The organism is Streptomyces sp. NPDC088785 (assembly GCF_044750685.1).
In the GTDB taxonomy this organism is placed as follows: Bacteria; Actinomycetota; Actinomycetes; order Streptomycetales; family Streptomycetaceae; genus Streptomyces.
In genome coordinates, this window is sequence record NZ_JBIVKH010000002.1 from 185,058 (window position 1) to 203,246 (window position 18,189).

Here is an 18,189-nt window from a genome sequence, read left to right on the forward strand (position 1 = left end):
TTGTCGGTGGCTGCGTCTACTGTCGACGCATGGAAGGCAGCGAGACGTACGACGAGGACGCGACCGAGCGCTGGGCCCCCGAGCCCGACAAGCGCCCCGGCCGCACCGCGTTCCAGCGCGACCGGGCCCGGGTCCTGCACTCGGGCGCCCTGCGCCGCCTCGCCGGAAAGACCCAGGTCGTCACCCCGGGGACCACGAGCCGCCACGGGGACGCCAGCCCCCGCACCCGCCTGACCCACTCCCTGGAGTGCGCCCAGGTCGGCCGCGAGCTGGGCGCCGCGCTCGGCTGCGACCCCGACCTCGTCGAGACCGCCTGCCTCTCCCACGACATGGGCCACCCGCCCTTCGGGCACAACGGCGAGCAGGCGCTCAACGAAGTGGCGCAGGACTGCGGCGGCTTCGAGGGGAACGCCCAGTCGCTCCGCCTCCTCACCCGCATCGAGCCCAAGCGCTTCGTGCGCGCCGAGGGCTCGGGCGAGCTGATCAGCGTAGGACTGAACCTGACCCGGGCGGCGCTCGACGCCGCGACCAAGTACCCCTGGCCGCGCGGCGAGCACCCCACCGACCCGCACTCCGTGAAGTTCGGCGTGTACGAGGACGACCGCCCCGTCTTCGACTGGGTGCGCAAGGCGTCGCCGGGCCGCCGCACCTGCTTCGAGGCCCAGGTCATGGACTGGGCGGACGACGTCGCGTACTCGGTGCACGACCTGGAGGACGGCCTGCACGCCGGCCACCTGGACCCGATCGTGCTGCACGCCGAGCCGGAGCGGGCCGACATCTTCGCGGTCGCCCTCGGGCGGTACGTGCCGGCGGACACCGACCCCGCCGAGCTGGCCGCCGCCCTCGACCGCCTCCTCGACCAGGAGTGGTGGCCGCACGGCTACGACGGCACGGCGGTCGCCCAGGCCCGCCTCAAGGACGCCACGAGCCAGCTCATCGGCCGGTTCTGCCTGGCGGCCGAGGGCGCGACCCGGACGCGGTACGGCACCGGGCCCCTCACGCGGTACGGCGCCGAGCTGGTCGTGCCGCGCGCCGCCCGGCACGAGTGCGCGGTGCTCAAGGCGGTCGCCGACCGGTACGTGATGCAGCGCCCGCAGCAGGAGGCGCTCCGCGCCGACCAGCGGATCGTGGTCGCCGAGCTGGCCGAGGCCCTGACGGCCCGCGCACCCGACGGACTCGACCCCCAGTTCCGCGCCCTCTTCGACGACGCGCCCGACGACCGGACGGGGAAGCGCGTGATCGTGGACCAGATCGCCTCCCTGACGGACGCCTCGGCCCGCACCCTGCACGCGAGACTCACCCGGCACGCCCCGCCACCGCACCCGGCGGTCGGCTACGGCGCGTAGGCACAAGACAGTGGGGGCATGCCCCGATAGGGCCACGCCCCCTTCCCCCATCACGCTCCGTGCGGGACGCTCGCATATGACGGCAGCGCAACGAGGAGGCATCAAGTGGTCGACGCGGACCAGACGTTCGTCATCGTCGGAGGAGGGCTCGCCGGTGCCAAGGCCGCCGAGACCCTCCGCTCGGAGGGCTTCACCGGCCGAGTGATCCTCATCGGGGACGAACGGGACCACCCGTACGAGCGCCCGCCCTTGTCCAAGGGCTACCTACAGGGCAAGGAGGACCGCGACAGCGTCTTCGTCCACGAACCGGCCTGGTACGCGAGCCACGACATCGAGCTGCACCTGGGCCAGACGGTGACGACCATCGACCGCGCCGCCCGGACCGTCCAGCTCGGCGACGCGACCGTCATCGGCTACGACAAGCTGCTGCTCGCCACCGGCGCCGAGCCGCGCCGCCTCGACATCCCCGGCACCCACCTCGCGGGCGTCCACCACCTGCGCCGCCTCGCCCACGCCGAGCGCCTCAAGCACGTCCTGGCCTCCCTCGGCCGGGACAACGGCCACCTGGTGATCGCCGGCGCGGGCTGGATCGGCCTGGAGATCGCCGCCGCCGCGCGCGAGTACGGCGCCGAGGTCACCGTCGTCGAGCCGGAGGCCACCCCGCTGCACTCCGTCCTCGGCCCCGAGATCGGCCAGATCTTCGCCGACCTCCACGGCGACCACGGCGTCCGCTTCCACTTCGGCGCCCGGCTCACCGAGATCACCGGCCACGACGGCATGGTGCTCGCCGCGCTCACCGACGACGGCGAGGAGCACCCGGCGCACGACGTGCTCGCCGCGATCGGCGCGGCCCCGCGCACCGCGCTCGCCGAGTCCGCCGGGCTCGACCTGGTGGACCGCGAGCACGGCGGCGGCATCGCCGTCGACGCGACGCTGCGCACCTGCGACCCCGACATCTTCGCCGCCGGCGACGTGGCCGGACTCCAGCACCCGCTGTACCGCCACCGCCTGCGCGTGGAGCACTGGGCGAACGCGCTGAACGGCGGCCCGGCCGCGGCCCGCGCCATGCTCGGCCAGGACGTCACGTACGACCGGGTGCCCTACTTCTTCTCCGACCAGTACGACCTGGGCCTGGAGTACTCGGGCTGGGCGCCCCCGGGCAGCTACGACCAGGTGGTGATCCGCGGCGACGCGGGCAAGCGCGAGTTCATCGCCTTCTGGCTCCGCGACGGCCAGGTCCTCGCGGGGATGAACGTGAATGTGTGGGACGTCACGGACCCCATCCAGCAGCTGATCCGCACCGGCGTGCGGCCCGGCACCGAGCGCCTGTCCGACCCGAGCGTCCCGCTCGGCGATCTGCTGGCGGAGTGACGGGAGTGTCGGCGGGTCACCGTAGACTTGCCGCGTGGCGGGCAGGATCAATGACGAGGACGTGAAGGCGGTTCGGGACGCGGTCCCGATCGACGCCGTGGTGTCCGAGTACCTCCAGCTGCGCAACGCGGGCGGCGGCAACCTGAAGGGCCTGTGCCCCTTCCACGACGAGAAGTCCCCGTCCTTCCAGGTCAGTCCGAGCAAGGGGTTCTTCCACTGCTTCGGCTGCCAGGAGGGCGGCGACACCATCACGTTCGTGATGAAGATCGACCACCTCTCCTTCTCGGAGGCGGTCGAGCGCCTGGCCGGCCAGGCGGGCATCACGCTGCGCTACGAGGAGGGCGGGTACAACCCCACCCACCAGCGCGGCGAGCGCATCCGCCTGGTCGAGGCGCACAAGGCCGCCGCCCAGTTCTACGTGGACCAGCTGGAGTCCCCGGAGGCCGAGATCGGCCGGGCGTTCCTCGCCGAGCGCGGCTTCGACCAGGCGGCGGCCGCCCACTTCGGCGTCGGCTACAGCCCGGCGGGCTGGGACCACCTCACCAGGTTCCTGCGCGGCAAGGGCTTCAGCGACAAGGAGCTGACCCTCTCCGGGCTCTCCCAGGAAGGCCGCCGCGGCCCCATCGACCGCTTCCGCGGCCGGCTGATGTGGCCGATCCGCGACATCGGCGGCGAGGTCGTCGGCTTCGGCGCCCGCCGCCTGCGCGAGGACGACAACGGCCCGAAGTACCTGAACACGCCCGAGACGCCGATCTACAAGAAGTCGCAGGTCCTCTACGGCATCGACCTGGCGAAGAAGGACATCGCCAAGTCCTCCCACGCCGTGGTCGTCGAGGGCTACACCGACGTCATGGCCTGCCACCTCGCCGGGGTCACCACCGCCATCGCCACCTGCGGCACCGCCTTCGGCGGCGACCACATCAAGATCCTCCGCCGGCTCCTGATGGACAACGGCTCGGCGCGCGTCATCTTCACCTTCGACGGCGACGCGGCCGGGCAGAAGGCCGCCCTGCGCGCCTTCGAGGACGACCAGAAGTTCGCCGCCGAGACCTACATCGCGATCGCGCCGGACAACATGGACCCGTGCGACCTGCGGCTCGCCAAGGGGGACGACGCGGTCGCCGACCTCGTCCAGCCCCGCACCCCGCTCTTCGAGTTCGCGCTCCGCCAGATCGTCGCGCGCTACGACCTGGAGACCCCGGCGGGCCGCGCCGCCGCGCTCGACGAGGCCGCGCCCGTCGTCGCCCGCATCAAGAACAGCGCCTCGCAGCACGAGGTCGCCGTCCAGCTGGCCGGCATGCTCGGCATCCTCGACACCCAGTTCGTCGTCAAGCGGGTGGCGCAGCTCGCCCGTTGGGCCCGCGACCGCGGCGGCAAGGGCCCGGCGCCCGCCCGCTCCGCGCAGGCCGCGCCGCTCGGCGCCGCCCCGCACGCCTTCGGCGGGCCCGCGCTCACCCTGCGCAACCCGGTCTTCACCACCGAGCGCGAACTGCTCAAGCTGGCCCTCCAGCACCCCGACCTGGTCTCCCCGATGTTCGACGCCTACGGGGTCGACGAGTTCACCGCCGCGCCGTACGCGGCCGTGCGCGCCGCCATCCTGGACGCGGGCGGCGCCGAGCAGGGCGTGCACGACTCGCACACCTATCTGGTGACGGTGCGGGAGGCCGCGCCGGACGACGCGGTGCGGGCCATGGTCACCGAGCTGGCCGTCGAGGCCATCCACCGCAAGACCGTCGACCAGGCCTACGCCGACATGCAGCTCGTCGCCGTGCGCCGCCGGGCCGTGGAGCGCCGCATCCGCGACGTGCAGGGCACCTTCACCCGCCTCCACTCGGCGGGCGACCCGGAGCGGCTGGCCGCGGTGCAGAACGAGCTGTGGATCCTCCAGCAGTACGACCAGTCCCTGCGGGAGCGCGGCGCCGACGCGCTCTAGGGCCTGTCGGCCCGGCGCGGCGCCGTTCGCGGGTGCGCGCGACGGCCGGGTCCCGGACCTCCGCGCGACCCCGCACACCCACACGCGCCGTTTGCCCGTGTTCCGGACCGGGAAGCAGGGGCACCCGTACAGCTCGGTAACCGATCGGTCACGCACCGGACTCAAAAAGTCATCGCACGCCCCTCGTGGCGGCACTGTGTCGTACTCCACACTGGGGGCGGTGCCTGAGTCCTCGGAGCGCGGCCGGAGCCCGGACAGCAAAGGGTCCGAAACCCCCGCGGTTCCGCTCATCGCGTACGGGCCGGACAGTGGCGTTGCTGCCGCTGCCGCCCCCCTGCCGCACGCCTCAGAAGCGATCACCCTGGAGGTCGCCCCCGTGCAGACCCAGACCCTCACCCAGAGCGACAGCACAGCGCAGGCCCTGTCCGACCCCGGTACCGCACAGGACACCGACGTCCTCGACACGGTGCCGCCACAGAGCCGCGTCACGCACCACCCCGAGTCGGACGACCCCCCGGCGTCCGAGTCCCCGGAGCCGCCCGAGCCGGTCCGCAGCACCCGCGCCGACACCAGCGGCCCCTCCTCCGACCTGTTCCGCCAGTACCTGCGCGAGATCGGCCGGATCCCGCTGCTCACCGCCGCCGAGGAGGTCGAGCTCGCGCGGAGCGTGGAAGCGGGCCTGTTCGCCGAGGAGAAGCTGGGCAGGGCGTCCGACCTCGGCTCCCGCCTCACCCTCGACCTGGACAAGCTGGTGGTGATGGGCCGGATGGCCAAGCGCCGCCTGATCGAGGCGAACCTGCGCCTGGTCGTCTCCGTCGCCAAGCGCTACGTCGGCCGCGGCCTGACCATGCTCGACCTGGTCCAGGAGGGCAATCTCGGCCTGATCCGCGCGGTCGAGAAGTTCGACTACGCCCGCGGCTACAAGTTCTCGACCTACGCCACCTGGTGGATCCGGCAGGCCATGAGCCGTGCCCTCGCCGACCAGGCCCGCACCATCCGGGTCCCGGTCCACGTCGTCGAGCTGATCAACCGGGTCGTCCGCGTCCAGCGCCGCATGCTCCAGGAGCGCGGCTACGAACCCACCCCCGAAGAGGTGGCCGACCACCTGGACCTGGCCCCCGAGCGGGTCAGCGAGGTCCTGCGCCTGGCCCAGGAACCGGTCTCGCTGCACGCCCCGGTCGGCGAGGAGGACGACGTCGCCCTCGGCGACCTCATCGAGGACGGCGACGCGGCGAGCCCCGTGGAGTCCGCGGCCTTCCTCCTGCTGCGCGAGCACCTGGAGGCGGTCCTCTCCACCCTCGGCGAACGCGAACGCAAGGTGGTGCAGCTCCGCTACGGCCTCGCCGACGGCCGCCCCCGCACGCTGGAGGAGATAGGCCGCATCTTCGGCGTCACCCGCGAGCGCATCCGCCAGATCGAGTCGAAGACCCTGAACAAACTCAGGGACCACGCCTTCGCCGACCAGCTGCGCGGCTATCTGGACTGAGGCCCCGTGCGCGGCGCGGGGGACGGGCCGGCCGGTCCCGCAGGACCGGCGCCCGCCCCTCCCCGCGCGCCCTAGTCCACCTCGGCCACGGCCTGCGCGAACTGGGCCTCGTACAACCGCTGGTAGGCGCCGCCGGAGGCGACCAGCGCGTCGTGCGAGCCCTGTTCGACGATGGCGCCGTTCTCCATGACCAGGATCGTGTCGGCATCGCGGATCGTCGACAGGCGGTGCGCGATGACGAACGAGGTGCGGCCGGCCGCGAGGCGGGCCATCGCCTTCTGGATCAGGACCTCGGTGCGGGTGTCCACCGAGCTGGTCGCCTCGTCGAGGACGAGGATCACCGGGTCGGACAGGAACGCCCGCGCGATGGTGATGAGCTGCTTCTCACCGGCGCTGACGCCGGTGCCGTCGTCGTCGATCACGGTGTCGTAGCCGTCGGGCAGCGTCCGGATGAACCGGTCCGCGTGCGCCGCCTTCGCCGCCGCCTCGACGTCCTCCCGGGAGACGTCCTTGGCGGCGCCGTACGCGATGTTCTCCGCGATGGTGCCGCCGAACAGCCAGGTGTCCTGGAGGACCATGCCGATCCCGGTCCGCAGGTCGTCGCGGGACATCGCCGCGATGTCGACGCCGTCGAGGGTGATGCGGCCGCCGCTGACGTCGTAGAACCGCAGCAGCAGGTTGACGAGCGTGGTCTTGCCCGCGCCCGTCGGCCCCACGATGGCCACCGTGTGGCCCGGCTCCGCGGTGAGCGACAGGTCCTCGATGAGCGGCTTGTCCTTCTCGTAGCGGAAGGCGACGTGCTCGAACTCGACGTGCCCGCGCAGGTTCTGCGGCTTCTCGCCGACGGCCGGGTCGGGCGTCTGCTCCTCGGCGTCCAGCAGCTCGAAGATCCGCTCGGCCGAGGCCACACCGGACTGCACCAGGTTCGCCATCGACGCGACCTGCGTCAGCGGCATCGAGAACTGGCGCGAGTACTGGATGAACGCCTGGACGTCACCGATCGACAGGGTGCCGGAGGCCACCCGCAGCCCGCCGACCACGGCGACCAGCACATAGTTCAGGTTCGAGATGAAGAACATCAGCGGCTGCATGATGCCGCTGTTGAACTGCGCCCTGAACGCGGCCTCGTACAGCGCCTCGTTCTGCTCGGCGAACAGCTCCGCCGACTCCTTCTGCCGCCCGAACACCTTCACCAGGTTGTGGCCGGTGTACATCTCCTCGATGTGCGCGTTCAGCCGGCCGGTGGTCTTCCACTGCTGCACGAACTGCGGCTGCGAGCGCTTGCCGACCTTCGCCGCGACGAACACCGACAGCGGCACGGTGACCAGCGCGACCAGCGCGAGCAGCCACGAGATCCAGAACATCATGGTCAGGACGCCGATGATGGTCAGCAGCGAGTTGAGCATCTGGCCCATCGTCTGCTGGAGCGTCTGCCCTATGTTGTCGATGTCGTTGGTCGCCCGGCTCAGCACCTCGCCGCGCTTCTGCCGGTCGAAGTACGACAGCGGCAGCCGCGACAGCTTGGCCTGCATGTCGGTGCGGAGCCTGGCCACGGCCAGGTTGATCGCCCGGTTGGCGAGCCGGGTGCCGATCATCATGGCCAGGCCCGCGCACGCGAACACCGCGAGCCCGAGCAGCAGCACCTGCCCGATCCGGTCGAAGTCGACGCCCTGGCCGGGCGTGAAGTCCACGCCGCCGAGCATGTCGGCCATGCCGCCGTCACCCTTGGCCCGCAGGCCCTCGATGACCTGCTCCTTGGTCTGCCCGGCCGGCGTCTGCCCGCCGATGATCCCGCCGAACAGCAGGTCGGTGGCGTGACCGAGGATCTTCGGCCCGACCACCGAGAGCCCCACGCTGATCACCACCGCGATCAGCACGGCCACCACCGACGCCCGGTGGGCGGCCAGCCGCTTCAGCAGCCGTTTGCCGGACCCCTTGAAGTCCATCGAGCGCGAACCGGGCGCACCGGCCGCCATCCGCGCCGCCATCGGCCCGCTCATCAGGCGGCCTCCGCTTCCGTCAGCTGGGAGAGCACGATCTCCCGGTAGGTCTCGTTGTCGGCCATCAGCTCGTGGTGGCGTCCGGAGCCGACGACCCGGCCCTCGTCGAGGACGACGATCCGGTCGGCGTCGCGGATGGTGGCCACCCGCTGGGCCACGATCACCACGGTCGACTCGGCGGTCTCGGCGCCGAGCGCCCGGCGCAGCGCCGCGTCGGTCGCGTAGTCCAGCGCGGAGAAGGAGTCGTCGAAGAGGTAGATCTCCGGCCGCTGGACCAGCGTGCGGGCGATCGCGAGCCGCTGGCGCTGGCCGCCGGAGACGTTCGTGCCACCCTGGGCGATCGGAGCGTCGAGGCCGCCTTCGAGCCGGCCGACGAACTCCTTGGCCTGCGCCACCTCCAGCGCGTGCCACAGCTCCTCGTCGGTCGCGTCGGGCCGCCCGTAGCGGAGGTTGGTGGCGACCGTCCCCGAGAACAGGTACGGCTTCTGCGGGACGAGGCCGACCGTCTTCGCCATCAGCTCGGGGTCGATCCCGCGGACGTCCTCACCGTCCACGTACACGGCCCCCGCCGTGGTGTCGTACAGCCGGGGGACCAGCCCGAGCAGCGTCGACTTGCCGCTGCCGGTCGAGCCGATGATGGCCGTGGTCTCCCCGGGGCGCGCCACCAGGTCCACCGCCCGCAGCACCGGCTCCTCGGCGCCCGGATAGCCGAACTCGGCGCCGCGCAGCTCCAGGTGCCCGCGCCGGCGCAGTTCCCGTACGGACGTGCCGGCGTCCGGCGGGACGACGCTGGACTCGGTGTCCAGCACCTCCTGCACCCGCTCCGCGCACACCTCGGCGCGCGGCACCTGCATGAACATGAAGGTGGCCATCATCACGCTCATCACGATCTGCATGAGATACGCGAGGAACGCCGTCAGGTCGCCGATCTGCATGCCGCCGCTGTTGATCCGGTGGGCGCCGAACCAGACCACGGCGATGGACGCCACGTTCACGATCGTCATCACGAACGGGAACATCAGTGCCATGATCCGGCCGGTGGCCAGCGAGGTCTCCGTCAGGTCCCAGTTGGCCCGGCCGAACCGGTCCTTCTCGAAGTCGTCGCGCACGAAGGCGCGGATGACGCGGTTGCCGGTGATCTGCTCGCGCAGCACCCGGTTCACGGTGTCCAGCTTGACCTGCATGGACCGGAACAGCGGCCGCATCCTGCGGATGATCAGCGACAGCACGATCGCCATGACGGGCAGCACGGCCAGCAGCACGCCCGACAGCGGCACGTCGAGCCCGAGGGCCATGATCACGCCGCCGACGCACATGATCGGCGCGGACACCATGAGCGTGAAGCCCATCAGCACCAGCATCTGGATCTGCTGCACGTCGTTCGTGGTGCGGGTGATCAGCGAGGGCGCCCCGAAGTGGCCGACCTCACGCGCGGAGAAGGACTGCACCCGGTCGAAGACCCCGGCCCGCACGTCGCGGCCGAGCGCGGCGGCGGTCCGGGCGCCGAAGTAGACGGCGCCGGTGTTGCAGACGACCTGGACGACCGTGACACCCAGCATCAGGGCGCCGTACGTGAGGATGTAGCCGGTGTCGCCGTCGACGACACCGTTGTCAATGATGTCCGCGTTCAGAGTGGGCAGATACAGGGCCGCGCAGGTCTGCAAGAACTGCAGCAGGACGAGCACCCCGATGGGTTTCTTGTACGGACCGAGGTGGGTCCGCAGGAGTCGTATGAGCACGCTCTGTCTCTCGGTGGTCGGCGATCTGGGGTGAGAGCGGTTGGGGAGGGGGAGACGTCCGCCGGGACGGAGGACGCATGGACCCCTATCGTCGGACACTCCCCCCGCGTTACCTCAACCGATTAACCCAAGAGAGCTCAAAGACCGGCCACGCGCGGACCGCGCACCCGCGGGCCCGCCGAGGTCCCGCGCCTACGACTGGGCGAACGCCCCGGGGTGGATCTGCTCGCGCACCGCGCGGAACTGCTGGCGCACCGCCTGCCCCACCGGTAGCTCCTCGCCGGGTTCGAGGACCTGGGAGGCCGCGCCCCGCCACATCGGCAACTGGCCGGACATCGCCCATGCGGCCTGCCGGGCGGCGCCGAGCGCCGCGTAGTCGGCGGGCTGCGGCACCACGACCTGGGTACCGAACAGCAGCGGCGCGACGGCCTGCACGGCGTGCAGCTCGGCGGCGGCCCCGAGCAGGAACACCCGCCGCACCTCGACCCCGCGCCCGCGCAGCACGTCCAGCGCGTCGGCGAGCCCGCACAGCATGCCCTCGAACGCGGCCCGCGCGAGGTGCTCGGGCTTCATCGACTCCCGCCTGAGCCCGCTGAGGGTGCCGGCGGTGTGCGGCAGGTTCGGCGTCTTCTCGCCCTCCAGATACGGCAGGAGTACGAGGCCGTGGGCGCCCGGCGTCGACTTCATGGCGAGCTCCGACAGCTCGTCGAGCCCGCCGTCGAGCCCCAGCATCTCCGCCGTGCCGCGCAGTGTGCGCACCGCGTTCAGCGTATGCACCACCGGCAGATGCATGCCGGTGGCGTCGGCGAGCGACGTAATGGAACCGCTGGAGTCCACCAGCGCCTCGTGGTGCACGGCCATCACCGACCCGGACGCGCCGAGCGAGACGACGGCGTCGCCGGGGGAGACGCCGAGCCCGAAGGCGGCGGCCATGGTCTCCCCGGTGCCGGCCGAGATGATCAGCCCCTCCGGGGTGGTGCCCGCCGCGTCGCCGGGGCCGAGCACCTCCGGCAGCGCGGCCCGCTGCCCGAGCGCCAGGTCCACCAGGTCGGGCCGCCAGGAGCCGGCGGCCGCGGACCAGTAGCCGGTGCCCGAGGCCCCGCCGCGGTCGGTGGTCCGGCGCGAGGGGCGGCCGAGCAGCTGCCACACGAGCCAGTCGTGCGCCTGCATGAGGAAGGCGACCCGCCGCGCGTTCTCCGGCTCGGTCCGCGCCAGCCAGCGCAGCTTGGTCACCGGCTGCGCGGCCTGCGGCACGCAGCCCACCGCCTCGGCCCACGCCTCGCGCGAGCCGAGCCGGTCGATCAGGTCGGCGGCGGCCACCTGCGCCCGCTTGTCGGCGCCCACCAGCGCCGGACGCACGGTGTTGCCCTGCGCGTCGAGCGGCACCAGCGCGTTCTGCTGCGCCGACACGCCGATGGCCTGCACGCCTTCCAGGAGCCCGCCGCCGGCCGCCTCGCCGAGCGAGAGCAGCCAGGCCTGGGGATCGACGTCACTGGGCCGTCCGCCGCCCTCCGCGGTCTCCAGCGGATGGGGCGCGTACCCCTGCCGGAGCACGGCTCCGGTGTTCGCGTCACAAACGACAATGCGCGTGAAATCGGGCGAACTGTCCAGCCCGGCGACTATCCCCATGCCGGAAATTCTGCCTGACCGCCGGGGCGCGCGTGCCGTCAGGTGCTGCTGGTGCCCCAGTCGTCCTCCTGGGTGCCGCCGCCGCGCTCCCGCAGCGACCGCACCCGCTCGGCCACGGAGTCCGGGACCCTGCCCTCGACCTTGGTGCTGACCGAGTGGAACGCCTTGCCCGCGTACTGGCGGGTCTGCTGCGCGGCGGACTCGGCCGTATTGCGTACGGCGGGGTTCTGGGAGATCTCGCGAGCCGCCTTCTTGAGCTTCTCGTACCGCTCCCGTCCGGCCTTGGTCCCCAGGACGTAGCCCAGGGCCAGACCGCCGATGAATGTGAGCCGGTAGCGCATGTCGGCCACCCTTTCCCTAGCGAGACGTCATGGACGATGCGGTCGTCGTGGCGATCATCGTCGTGCCCGATGATCGCCGGGGGATACCGATTGGCGGAGCACCCCCCTGCTTGCGCTAATGTATGTGTCGCAGCGAGCGCACGCCGCCTGGCAAGTACCCGGGTAGCGGCGTTCGAAGCAATCGAGGTCATTCCCCTGTAGCTCAATTGGCAGAGCAGCCGACTGTTAATCGGCAGGTTACTGGTTCGAGTCCAGTCGGGGGAGCTCGATCTCCTGTAGCTCAATTGGCAGAGCAGCCGGCTGTTAACCGGCAGGTTACTGGTTCGAGTCCAGTCGGGAGAGCTGTCGAACAAGCCCCTTCGGAGTCCACTCCGGGGGGCTTTTTCGTGCCCGCTGGAACCGGCCGGCCACGGAGGGTGTCCTCAAGGTCGTGCAGAGCCGAACCATCCGAGGCAGGAGATCGTATGAGCGGCTATGCTGCGGCAGACGGCGCGCACACATGTGCGCGGCGCGCCGTTACGGGGCGGTAGCTCAGCCGGTTAGAGCAGCGGACTCATAATCCGTCGGCCGTGGGTTCGAGTCCCACCCGCCCCACTCGCGGGTCCAGGCAGAAACGATCTGACCTGGGCCCTTCTTACCCCCGCCTGACGGCGTGTCAAAACAGGCCGGGGTTGACGCGGCAAAACATCCACTCGGATGGACGCGTTGCCCGAGCGTTGCCCGAAGCGTCAGGGCGTTGCCGGGCCGTCAACCTCAGGCTCTTCAGGATCCGTCACTGAGGGTGATTCCTGCGAGGTGCGAGCGCGAGCAACGATCGAAACCACGGCCTCCGCCTCGGCTGCGAGCAACTGTGGAAGCACGTGCGTGTAGGTGTCCGAGGTGATCTGAAGCGACCAGTGACCTAGCCGCTTCGAGATCACCTTCATCTCTGTTCCGCCCGCCAGAGCGAGCGTCGCCGAGCCGTGCCGGAGGTCATGCAGCCGGATCGGCGGAAGCCTGGCGAACTCGATCAGCCGCAGGAACCGGCGGGTGATCCACTCCGGAGAGAGCGGCTGGCCCACCTCGTCGACGAAGACGCGGCCGGAGTCAGACCAGGGCACCCCCAGCTCGGCCAGCTCTTCCTTCACCCGGCGCCGGCGGTCCAGCTCCGCTGTCAGCAGGCTGTGCAGCTCGTCGTCCACGGCCATGCTCCGTGCCGGGTCCGCCTTCGGCTTGCCGAGGAGTACGGCCTTCCCGAAGCGCACATACTGCTGCACGATGTGGATGAGGCGTGCTTGGAAGTCCATGCCGGTGTCCCAACGAAGGCCGGCGGCCTCACCGCGGCGAGGGCCGCGGAAGGTGAGCAGGTGCCACAGCGGGTGGAACGGGTCATCGACCACGGAGTCGAGAAACCGCCCGGTGAGCTCTGGCGTCCACACCATGACAGGGAGGGGCCGTACCCCGGTCTCCGGCCACGCCGCTACCAGGGATGGCGTCCACACTTCCGCGCGAGGACGCTCGGGGTCCGGCAGCTCGATCATGGCCGCCCAGTTGCGTAGGACGCCTCCGCCTTTCTCGACGGCAGTGTTGAGTGCCGACGAGAGGGTGTCCCGGATGCGGCGCATGGTGCTTGCTCCGGTGGTGCGCAGCCTCAGACCACGAGCTTCTACGAGAGCCGTCCATGCCTCACTCACCGCCCGACGCGCGTCGGCGCGCGCCAGGCGCTGCACCTCCGCTCCTCCTTCGTGCCCCCGCACCGCCGCCGCAAAGGCGAGAAACTCCCGGATTGGAAGGAGGAGCACAACCGCTCGCACAAACAGGTTCGTGCCCGAGTCGAGCGCACCTTCGCCCGTATGAAGGGCTGGAAGATGCTGCGAGACTGCCGACTCGAAGGCGACGGCGTCCACCATGCGATCCTCGGCATCGCCCGCCTGCACAACCTCGCACCCACCGGATAGGCCAACGGACGGCACCGCCGCCGACCCCGCCCTCACCAGGTCCAAGATCAGTTACGGGACAACCCTTAGATTGAGATATGTACCAACGGTGGGTGGTGTCATCCCGGCCCGCGCAGGGCCAAGTTTTCCGCTCGATCGAGAACGGGTTGGGACATAACCCCAGTTCAGCGTGATGGTGCCGGAAGACTTTGCTGTGTAACTGCGCCCTGGGCCAGACGTCCAGCTAAGATTCACGATGCTCGACCAGTTCTCCCCCGCAGAGGCCGAAACCTGGATCTGTTTGCAGGATCTGGTGGTTTCGGTTGGCCCGCCTGGGCCTGCCAGGCCATCGTCGGGAGAACTGGAGGAGTAGTGGAGGATCCGAACGAAGAGGAACCGTCGGAGAGTTGGACTAGCCCCGAGAGGTGGCAAGTCGGACTGGCTGCGGTAGCTCTGCTAGTAGCGGTGATCGCCACAGTGGGCCAGTTCCTCGTGCAGTAGCGAGACCCACGCATGAACCCGCCGGTGGCAGGGAGCGCTGATACGCAGCGAGCCCGGCCTCTACGAAGTCGGCCGGGCTCGTGACTGCTGCGCGGAGGGCCCGACTCGGGTGGTGCCGAGCGGGTCCTTCGTTCTTGCGGTACGTAGCTACAGATGCCGAAGCTTCGTAGCTCCATTCATTAATGTACCCCGAGAGGGTGTGACATTGCGCAATCTCGCGCAACCTGCCTGCTCAGCGGACCCGGGTGATCGAGACAAGTGCGTGTCGGGTGGTCCCAAGGTCGGACTGTCTGCAGGGGCCTTGATTGTGGGTGTGATCGCCCCAGGGAGTCAGTGACGGGTGTAGGTCTGCGAACCCGAAGCCCCGTCAGGTGCGTCCTGACGGGACTTCGGCACGTGGTGACGGCAGTAGTTGACGGCAACATCAGCGGACGGGGACCGCGCAGAGCCTGACGCCAGCGACATCTCGGCAGCCTTGAGAGGCTATCGATGGAGGCAAGAGTGATGGATATCGGGCAGCTCATGGATAAGTTGGGCCGCTCTGGTGTCACCGTCATCCTCAAGGTGGATGACGAGCGGATGGTGGAAGGCGGAGAGCCCTGGACGTTGGTCATGTCCGGCCCGGGGCTGGGGGAACAGGGGTTCATCCGTGCCGAATCCTTCACCCTCGATGACTGTCTGGAGCAAGGGTTCACGTAGCTGCGGGCCAGGCCCGGCGACTGGGATTGGCTGACGGGGATCCAGTAGTCATCGAAGTGGGGCCCTCCCGAGAATCTCGGGAGGGCCCCATGCCGATCGCCTGGCGCTGGGTGCCGCCCCACGCGGCCGGGTCCGCCTCCGGCGTCGTCGTCACCCCGGCGGCCCCGGCATCGACCGAGCACCCAGGTCGCCGGGTCACCGGAGTCGTCGTTCCGCAGGGAGCCGGGGGGCGCCCGATGCACCAGATGGTTGCGTTTCGCGGACAACGGTGCGCTTTGGGGAGGGACCCGCGGGCGCGCGCCCCCTAGACTCGTCAGAACCGCGATCGGCTCCCTCGGATCGGGCTCTCCCCCCCGGAGCGGTGATCGAGCGGTGATCGAGCGGTGTGCGTACGGGGATGAGCGGAGTCGGCGCCGGTCATCCCCGATGTACCGGCTCCCCCTTTTCCCGCTCACCCCTTACCCGGCCCACCCCGTACCCGGCCCACCGGACCTAGCGCCCCCGCGGAGACTGCCAGGTCACCGTCGTGCCCGTGCCGTCCCCGTGCTCCCCGTCGTCCGCCACGGTCAGCCGTACGCCCGGACGGCCGCCCGGCAAGGTGGCCCGCGCGTCGACGGTGACCTCGATGCGGGAGACCGCGCGCCGCCGGGACGCCGTGGCCAGGGCGCGGCGCAGCGCGGTCAGCAGCTGGCCCTCGACCGTGCCGTCCAGCACCCCCTCGACCGGCCCGGTGAACGTCACCGACGGCGCGAACCCCAGCACCGCGGCGGCCCCCGCCGTCTCGCGCAGCACCCGGCCGCGGAACGTCGTCGGGGCCTCGGCCGGCGGCTGTTGCAGGGCGAAGATCGTCGTACGGACCTCCTGGATCGTCGACTCCAGCTCGTCCACCGCCAGGGACAGCGCCTCGCGCACGTCACCGACCGTGGCCCGGCGCTGGGTCGACTCCAGCATCATGCCGGTCGCGAACAGCCGCTGGACCACCAGGTCGTGCAGGTCGCGGGCGATCCGGTCGCGGTCCTCGAAGACGGCCAGCCGCTCACGGCCCGCCTGCGCGTCCGCCAGCACCAGCGCGAGGGCGGCCTGCGAGGCGAACTGGGTGGCCAGCAGGTGATCGACGGACGTGTACGGGCGGGCCCCGCGCGAGCGCGGCAGGGCGAGGGTGCCGATCAGCTCGCCCCCGGCCCGCAGCGGCAGCATCATGCTCGGTCCGAAACGGGCCCTGACCTCGGTCGTCATCCGCGGGTCCGTCGCCGAGTCGTCGATGAACACCGGCTCGCCGGACAGGAGCTGGGCCAGGACGTCGCTGCCCGGCCGGATCGTCGCGCCGAGCAGGGCCCGCGGTTCGTCCGTGGCCGACGCCGCCACGATCGACATGCCGCCCTCCTCGGTGGGTTGCAGGACCACCCCGGCGGCCGCGTCGGCCAGCAGCCGGGCCCGGTCGGCGACCGTGGTCAGGGCGTCCTCGGCGCGGCCGGTGAGCAGCGCCGTGGTGACCGCGGCGGCGCCCTCGATCCACCGCTCCCGCTGCCGGGCGGTCTCGTACAGCCGGGCGTTGCCGATGGCGATGCCCGCCTGCGTCGCCAGCACCCGCAACAGCGCGTGGTCGTGGACGGTGAACGCCTTCCCGGTCAGCCGCAGCCGCCCGAACTCCGTCTCCTGTACGCGGACGGGGACGGTCAGCGAGCCCCGCCGGTCCCCTCCCGCCTCCCCGGTGCCGACCGAGTGGAGGAGGCTGCCGTGTCCGGGGTCGATCACGTCGAGCACCCCGTGGGGCGCGCCGGTCAGCGCCGCCGCGCTGTCCACCAGGTGCTGGAGCACCGTGTGCAGCTCCAGCTCGGTGCCCACGCCCAGCACCGCCTCCAGGAGGACGGGGAGCCCGGTGTCCGACGGTCCTGGTCGCCCGGTCACGGTGCGCGCGTCCCCCTCGGTGGCCCGGGACGCGCCGCGCGCGGCCCCGGGGTCCGTCGTCGTGATGTCAGCCGGCCAGCGGGTCGAGGACCATCGGCTGGATCCGGCCCTCCAGCATCGCGCCCAGGCCCTGCACCGCGCACACGTCGGGCCGCTCGGCGATCTGCACCGGCATGCCCGTCGCCTCGCGCAGCATGTGGTCGAGGCCGGGCAGCAGGGCCGAGCCGCCGACCAGCATGATGCCCCGGTCCGCGAGGTCGGCGACCAGGTCCGGCGGGCAGTCCCGCAGCACCCGGCCGATGCCGTCGAGGACCGCGGTCAGCGGGGTGTGGATCGCCTGCCGCACCGCGGAGGTGTCCACGTGCACGGAGCGGGCGAGGCCGGTCGCCACGTCCCGGCCGTGGATCTCGGTCTGCTCGGGGCCGTGCGGGGTCAGGCCGTTGCCGCTCAGGGCCAGTTGCAGGGGCCGCACCGACTGGGAGGGCAGCATCAGCTCGTGGTGCTGGCGCAGGTGCTGGACCACCGCGTGGTCGATGGCGTCGCCGCCGACCGGGATCCGGTCGGCGGTCACGATCGCACCGAGCGAGAGCACGGCGATCTGGGTGGTGGCCGCCCCACAGACGATGATCATGGTGGCCTCGGGCTGCTCGACCGGCAGCCCGCAGCCGACGGCGGCGGCGATCAGCGTGTCGACGAGTTCGACGCGGCGCGCGCCGAGCCCGACCAGGGTCTCCACGGCGGCGCGCTGCGCCAGCGGGTCCGCGTCGTGCGGGGTGCAGGCCGCCGCGCGCAGCCGGGGCTTGCGGCGCAGCGTGCGCCGCAGCTTCTCGCCGAGCAGCTGGCGCAGCATCCGCTGGGCCATCTCGATGTCGACGACCGTGCCGCCGGAGACGGGGCGGACGACGCGGATGTAGCCCGGGGTGCGGCCGGTCATCCGCTCCGCGAACTCGCCGACCGCGATCAGCGCCCCGGTGCGGGTGTTCACGGCGGCGCAGCTCGGCTCGTCGACGACGAGGCCCGCGCCCTTCACGTACACCCGGGTGCGCGCGGCACCCAGGTCGACGGCGAAGTGGCAGCGGCGCAACTGCTCCAGACTGACGGTCATGGCAGATCCTCCCGAGATCGCGGCCCCCAGAGAAGGCACGTCGGGTCGCGGGTCCGCGGCCCTTCTGGCATCGTGCGGCGGGGTCCGGGATTCCGCGCGCTGGAGTGGGCCGGACGGGGTGGAAGCACGAACAGGCCCGTCCCGACAGCGCATCTGACGCTCCGCCACCTGAGTGAGCCGGCCTCGTGCGGCGGCCCGCCCGGGGACGGGCGGCG

At 71.4% G+C, this 18,189-nt stretch carries 12 protein-coding genes, 3 tRNA genes and 1 pseudogene; 9 read left to right on the forward strand and 7 right to left on the reverse strand.

The window, feature by feature from the left end:
• The first annotated feature begins 29 nt into the window (after nucleotides 1-29).
• The 4 genes from ACIP5K_RS06515 (at nucleotide 30) to ACIP5K_RS06530 (ending at nucleotide 6,136) form a co-directional block, all read left to right on the forward strand.
• Entirely contained in the window at nucleotides 30-1,346 is a 1,317-nt protein-coding gene (locus ACIP5K_RS06515; protein ID WP_401405671.1) for a deoxyguanosinetriphosphate triphosphohydrolase, read from the forward strand.
• A 105-nt stretch (nucleotides 1,347-1,451) separates the two neighbouring features.
• Nucleotides 1,452-2,717, forward strand: coding sequence for an NAD(P)/FAD-dependent oxidoreductase (locus tag ACIP5K_RS06520; RefSeq protein WP_401405674.1), 1,266 nt, complete (start codon nucleotides 1,452-1,454; stop codon nucleotides 2,715-2,717).
• A 34-nt stretch (nucleotides 2,718-2,751) separates the two neighbouring features.
• Nucleotides 2,752-4,650, forward strand: coding sequence for a DNA primase (gene dnaG, locus ACIP5K_RS06525; RefSeq protein ID WP_401405677.1), 1,899 nt, complete (start codon nucleotides 2,752-2,754; stop codon nucleotides 4,648-4,650).
• Nucleotides 4,651-4,870: 220 nt separating this feature from the next.
• The gene (locus ACIP5K_RS06530; protein WP_401405680.1) at nucleotides 4,871-6,136 is read left to right on the forward strand and encodes an RNA polymerase sigma factor; all 1,266 of its coding nucleotides are present in this window, start codon (nucleotides 4,871-4,873) and stop codon (nucleotides 6,134-6,136) included.
• 71 nt (nucleotides 6,137-6,207) lie between these two features.
• Here the strand turns inward: ACIP5K_RS06530 and ACIP5K_RS06535 are convergent, their stop codons facing one another.
• From ACIP5K_RS06535 to ACIP5K_RS06550, 4 genes are all read right to left on the reverse strand, one after another.
• Nucleotides 6,208-8,136, reverse strand: coding sequence for an ABC transporter ATP-binding protein (locus ACIP5K_RS06535; protein WP_401405683.1), 1,929 nt, complete (start codon nucleotides 8,134-8,136; stop codon nucleotides 6,208-6,210).
• The gene (locus ACIP5K_RS06540; protein WP_401405686.1) at nucleotides 8,136-9,875 is read right to left on the reverse strand and encodes an ABC transporter ATP-binding protein; all 1,740 of its coding nucleotides are present in this window, start codon (nucleotides 9,873-9,875) and stop codon (nucleotides 8,136-8,138) included. Before ACIP5K_RS06540 ends, ACIP5K_RS06535 begins: the two co-directional genes overlap by 1 nt.
• Before the next feature lie 192 nt (nucleotides 9,876-10,067).
• On the reverse strand, nucleotides 10,068-11,504 hold the full coding sequence (locus ACIP5K_RS06545) for an FGGY-family carbohydrate kinase (RefSeq protein ID WP_401405689.1): 1,437 nt from the start codon (nucleotides 11,502-11,504) through the stop codon (nucleotides 10,068-10,070).
• Between the two features lie 38 nt (nucleotides 11,505-11,542).
• Nucleotides 11,543-11,845 (reverse strand): YtxH domain-containing protein, encoded by a 303-nt coding sequence (locus ACIP5K_RS06550; protein ID WP_401405691.1) that lies wholly within the window; start codon nucleotides 11,843-11,845, stop codon nucleotides 11,543-11,545.
• A 191-nt stretch (nucleotides 11,846-12,036) separates the two neighbouring features.
• Here ACIP5K_RS06550 and ACIP5K_RS06555 point away from each other — a divergent pair.
• The 3 genes from ACIP5K_RS06555 (at nucleotide 12,037) to ACIP5K_RS06565 (ending at nucleotide 12,439) form a co-directional block, all read left to right on the forward strand.
• Nucleotides 12,037-12,109, forward strand: a tRNA-Asn gene (locus tag ACIP5K_RS06555).
• 5 nt (nucleotides 12,110-12,114) lie between these two features.
• Nucleotides 12,115-12,187: transfer RNA gene (locus ACIP5K_RS06560), tRNA-Asn, on the forward strand.
• 178 nt (nucleotides 12,188-12,365) lie between these two features.
• Nucleotides 12,366-12,439: transfer RNA gene (locus tag ACIP5K_RS06565), tRNA-Ile, on the forward strand.
• A 134-nt stretch (nucleotides 12,440-12,573) separates the two neighbouring features.
• Here ACIP5K_RS06565 and ACIP5K_RS06570 read toward each other — a convergent pair.
• Nucleotides 12,574-13,449 carry a tyrosine-type recombinase/integrase gene (locus ACIP5K_RS06570; protein ID WP_401407516.1) on the reverse strand — a complete coding sequence of 292 codons (876 nt, stop codon included), beginning with the start codon at nucleotides 13,447-13,449 and terminating at the stop codon, nucleotides 12,574-12,576.
• 111 nt (nucleotides 13,450-13,560) lie between these two features.
• Between ACIP5K_RS06570 and ACIP5K_RS06575 the strand changes: the two are divergent.
• Nucleotides 13,561-13,782: pseudogene (locus ACIP5K_RS06575) on the forward strand (transposase); the annotation flags it as partial.
• A 981-nt stretch (nucleotides 13,783-14,763) separates the two neighbouring features.
• Nucleotides 14,764-14,961 carry a hypothetical protein gene (locus tag ACIP5K_RS06580; RefSeq protein WP_401405694.1) on the forward strand — a complete coding sequence of 66 codons (198 nt, stop codon included), beginning with the start codon at nucleotides 14,764-14,766 and terminating at the stop codon, nucleotides 14,959-14,961.
• A 492-nt stretch (nucleotides 14,962-15,453) separates the two neighbouring features.
• Here the strand turns inward: ACIP5K_RS06580 and ACIP5K_RS06585 are convergent, their stop codons facing one another.
• Together ACIP5K_RS06585 and ACIP5K_RS06590 are read right to left on the reverse strand one after the other, a co-directional pair.
• Entirely contained in the window at nucleotides 15,454-16,869 is a 1,416-nt protein-coding gene (locus tag ACIP5K_RS06585; RefSeq protein ID WP_401405697.1) for a GAF domain-containing protein, read from the reverse strand.
• Between the two features lie 67 nt (nucleotides 16,870-16,936).
• Entirely contained in the window at nucleotides 16,937-17,974 is a 1,038-nt protein-coding gene (locus ACIP5K_RS06590) for a rod shape-determining protein (protein WP_401405700.1), read from the reverse strand.
• Nucleotides 17,975-18,189: the final 215 nt, after the last annotated feature.

What these genes read in the sequence shown, in the direction of transcription:
- ACIP5K_RS06550 (WP_401405691.1), bottom strand. Translation starts at nt 11,845, where the DNA reads ATGCGCTACCGGCTCACATTCATCGGCGGTCTGGCCCTGGGCTACGTC.
- ACIP5K_RS06590 (WP_401405700.1), bottom strand. Translation starts at nt 17,974, where the DNA reads ATGACCGTCAGTCTGGAGCAGTTGCGCCGCTGCCACTTCGCCGTCGAC.
- ACIP5K_RS06570 (WP_401407516.1), bottom strand. Translation starts at nt 13,449, where the DNA reads ATGCGCCGCATCCGGGACACCCTCTCGTCGGCACTCAACACTGCCGTC.
- ACIP5K_RS06515 (WP_401405671.1), top strand. Translation starts at nt 30, where the DNA reads ATGGAAGGCAGCGAGACGTACGACGAGGACGCGACCGAGCGCTGGGCC.
- ACIP5K_RS06535 (WP_401405683.1), bottom strand. Translation starts at nt 8,136, where the DNA reads ATGAGCGGGCCGATGGCGGCGCGGATGGCGGCCGGTGCGCCCGGTTCG.
- ACIP5K_RS06545 (WP_401405689.1), bottom strand. Translation starts at nt 11,504, where the DNA reads ATGGGGATAGTCGCCGGGCTGGACAGTTCGCCCGATTTCACGCGCATT.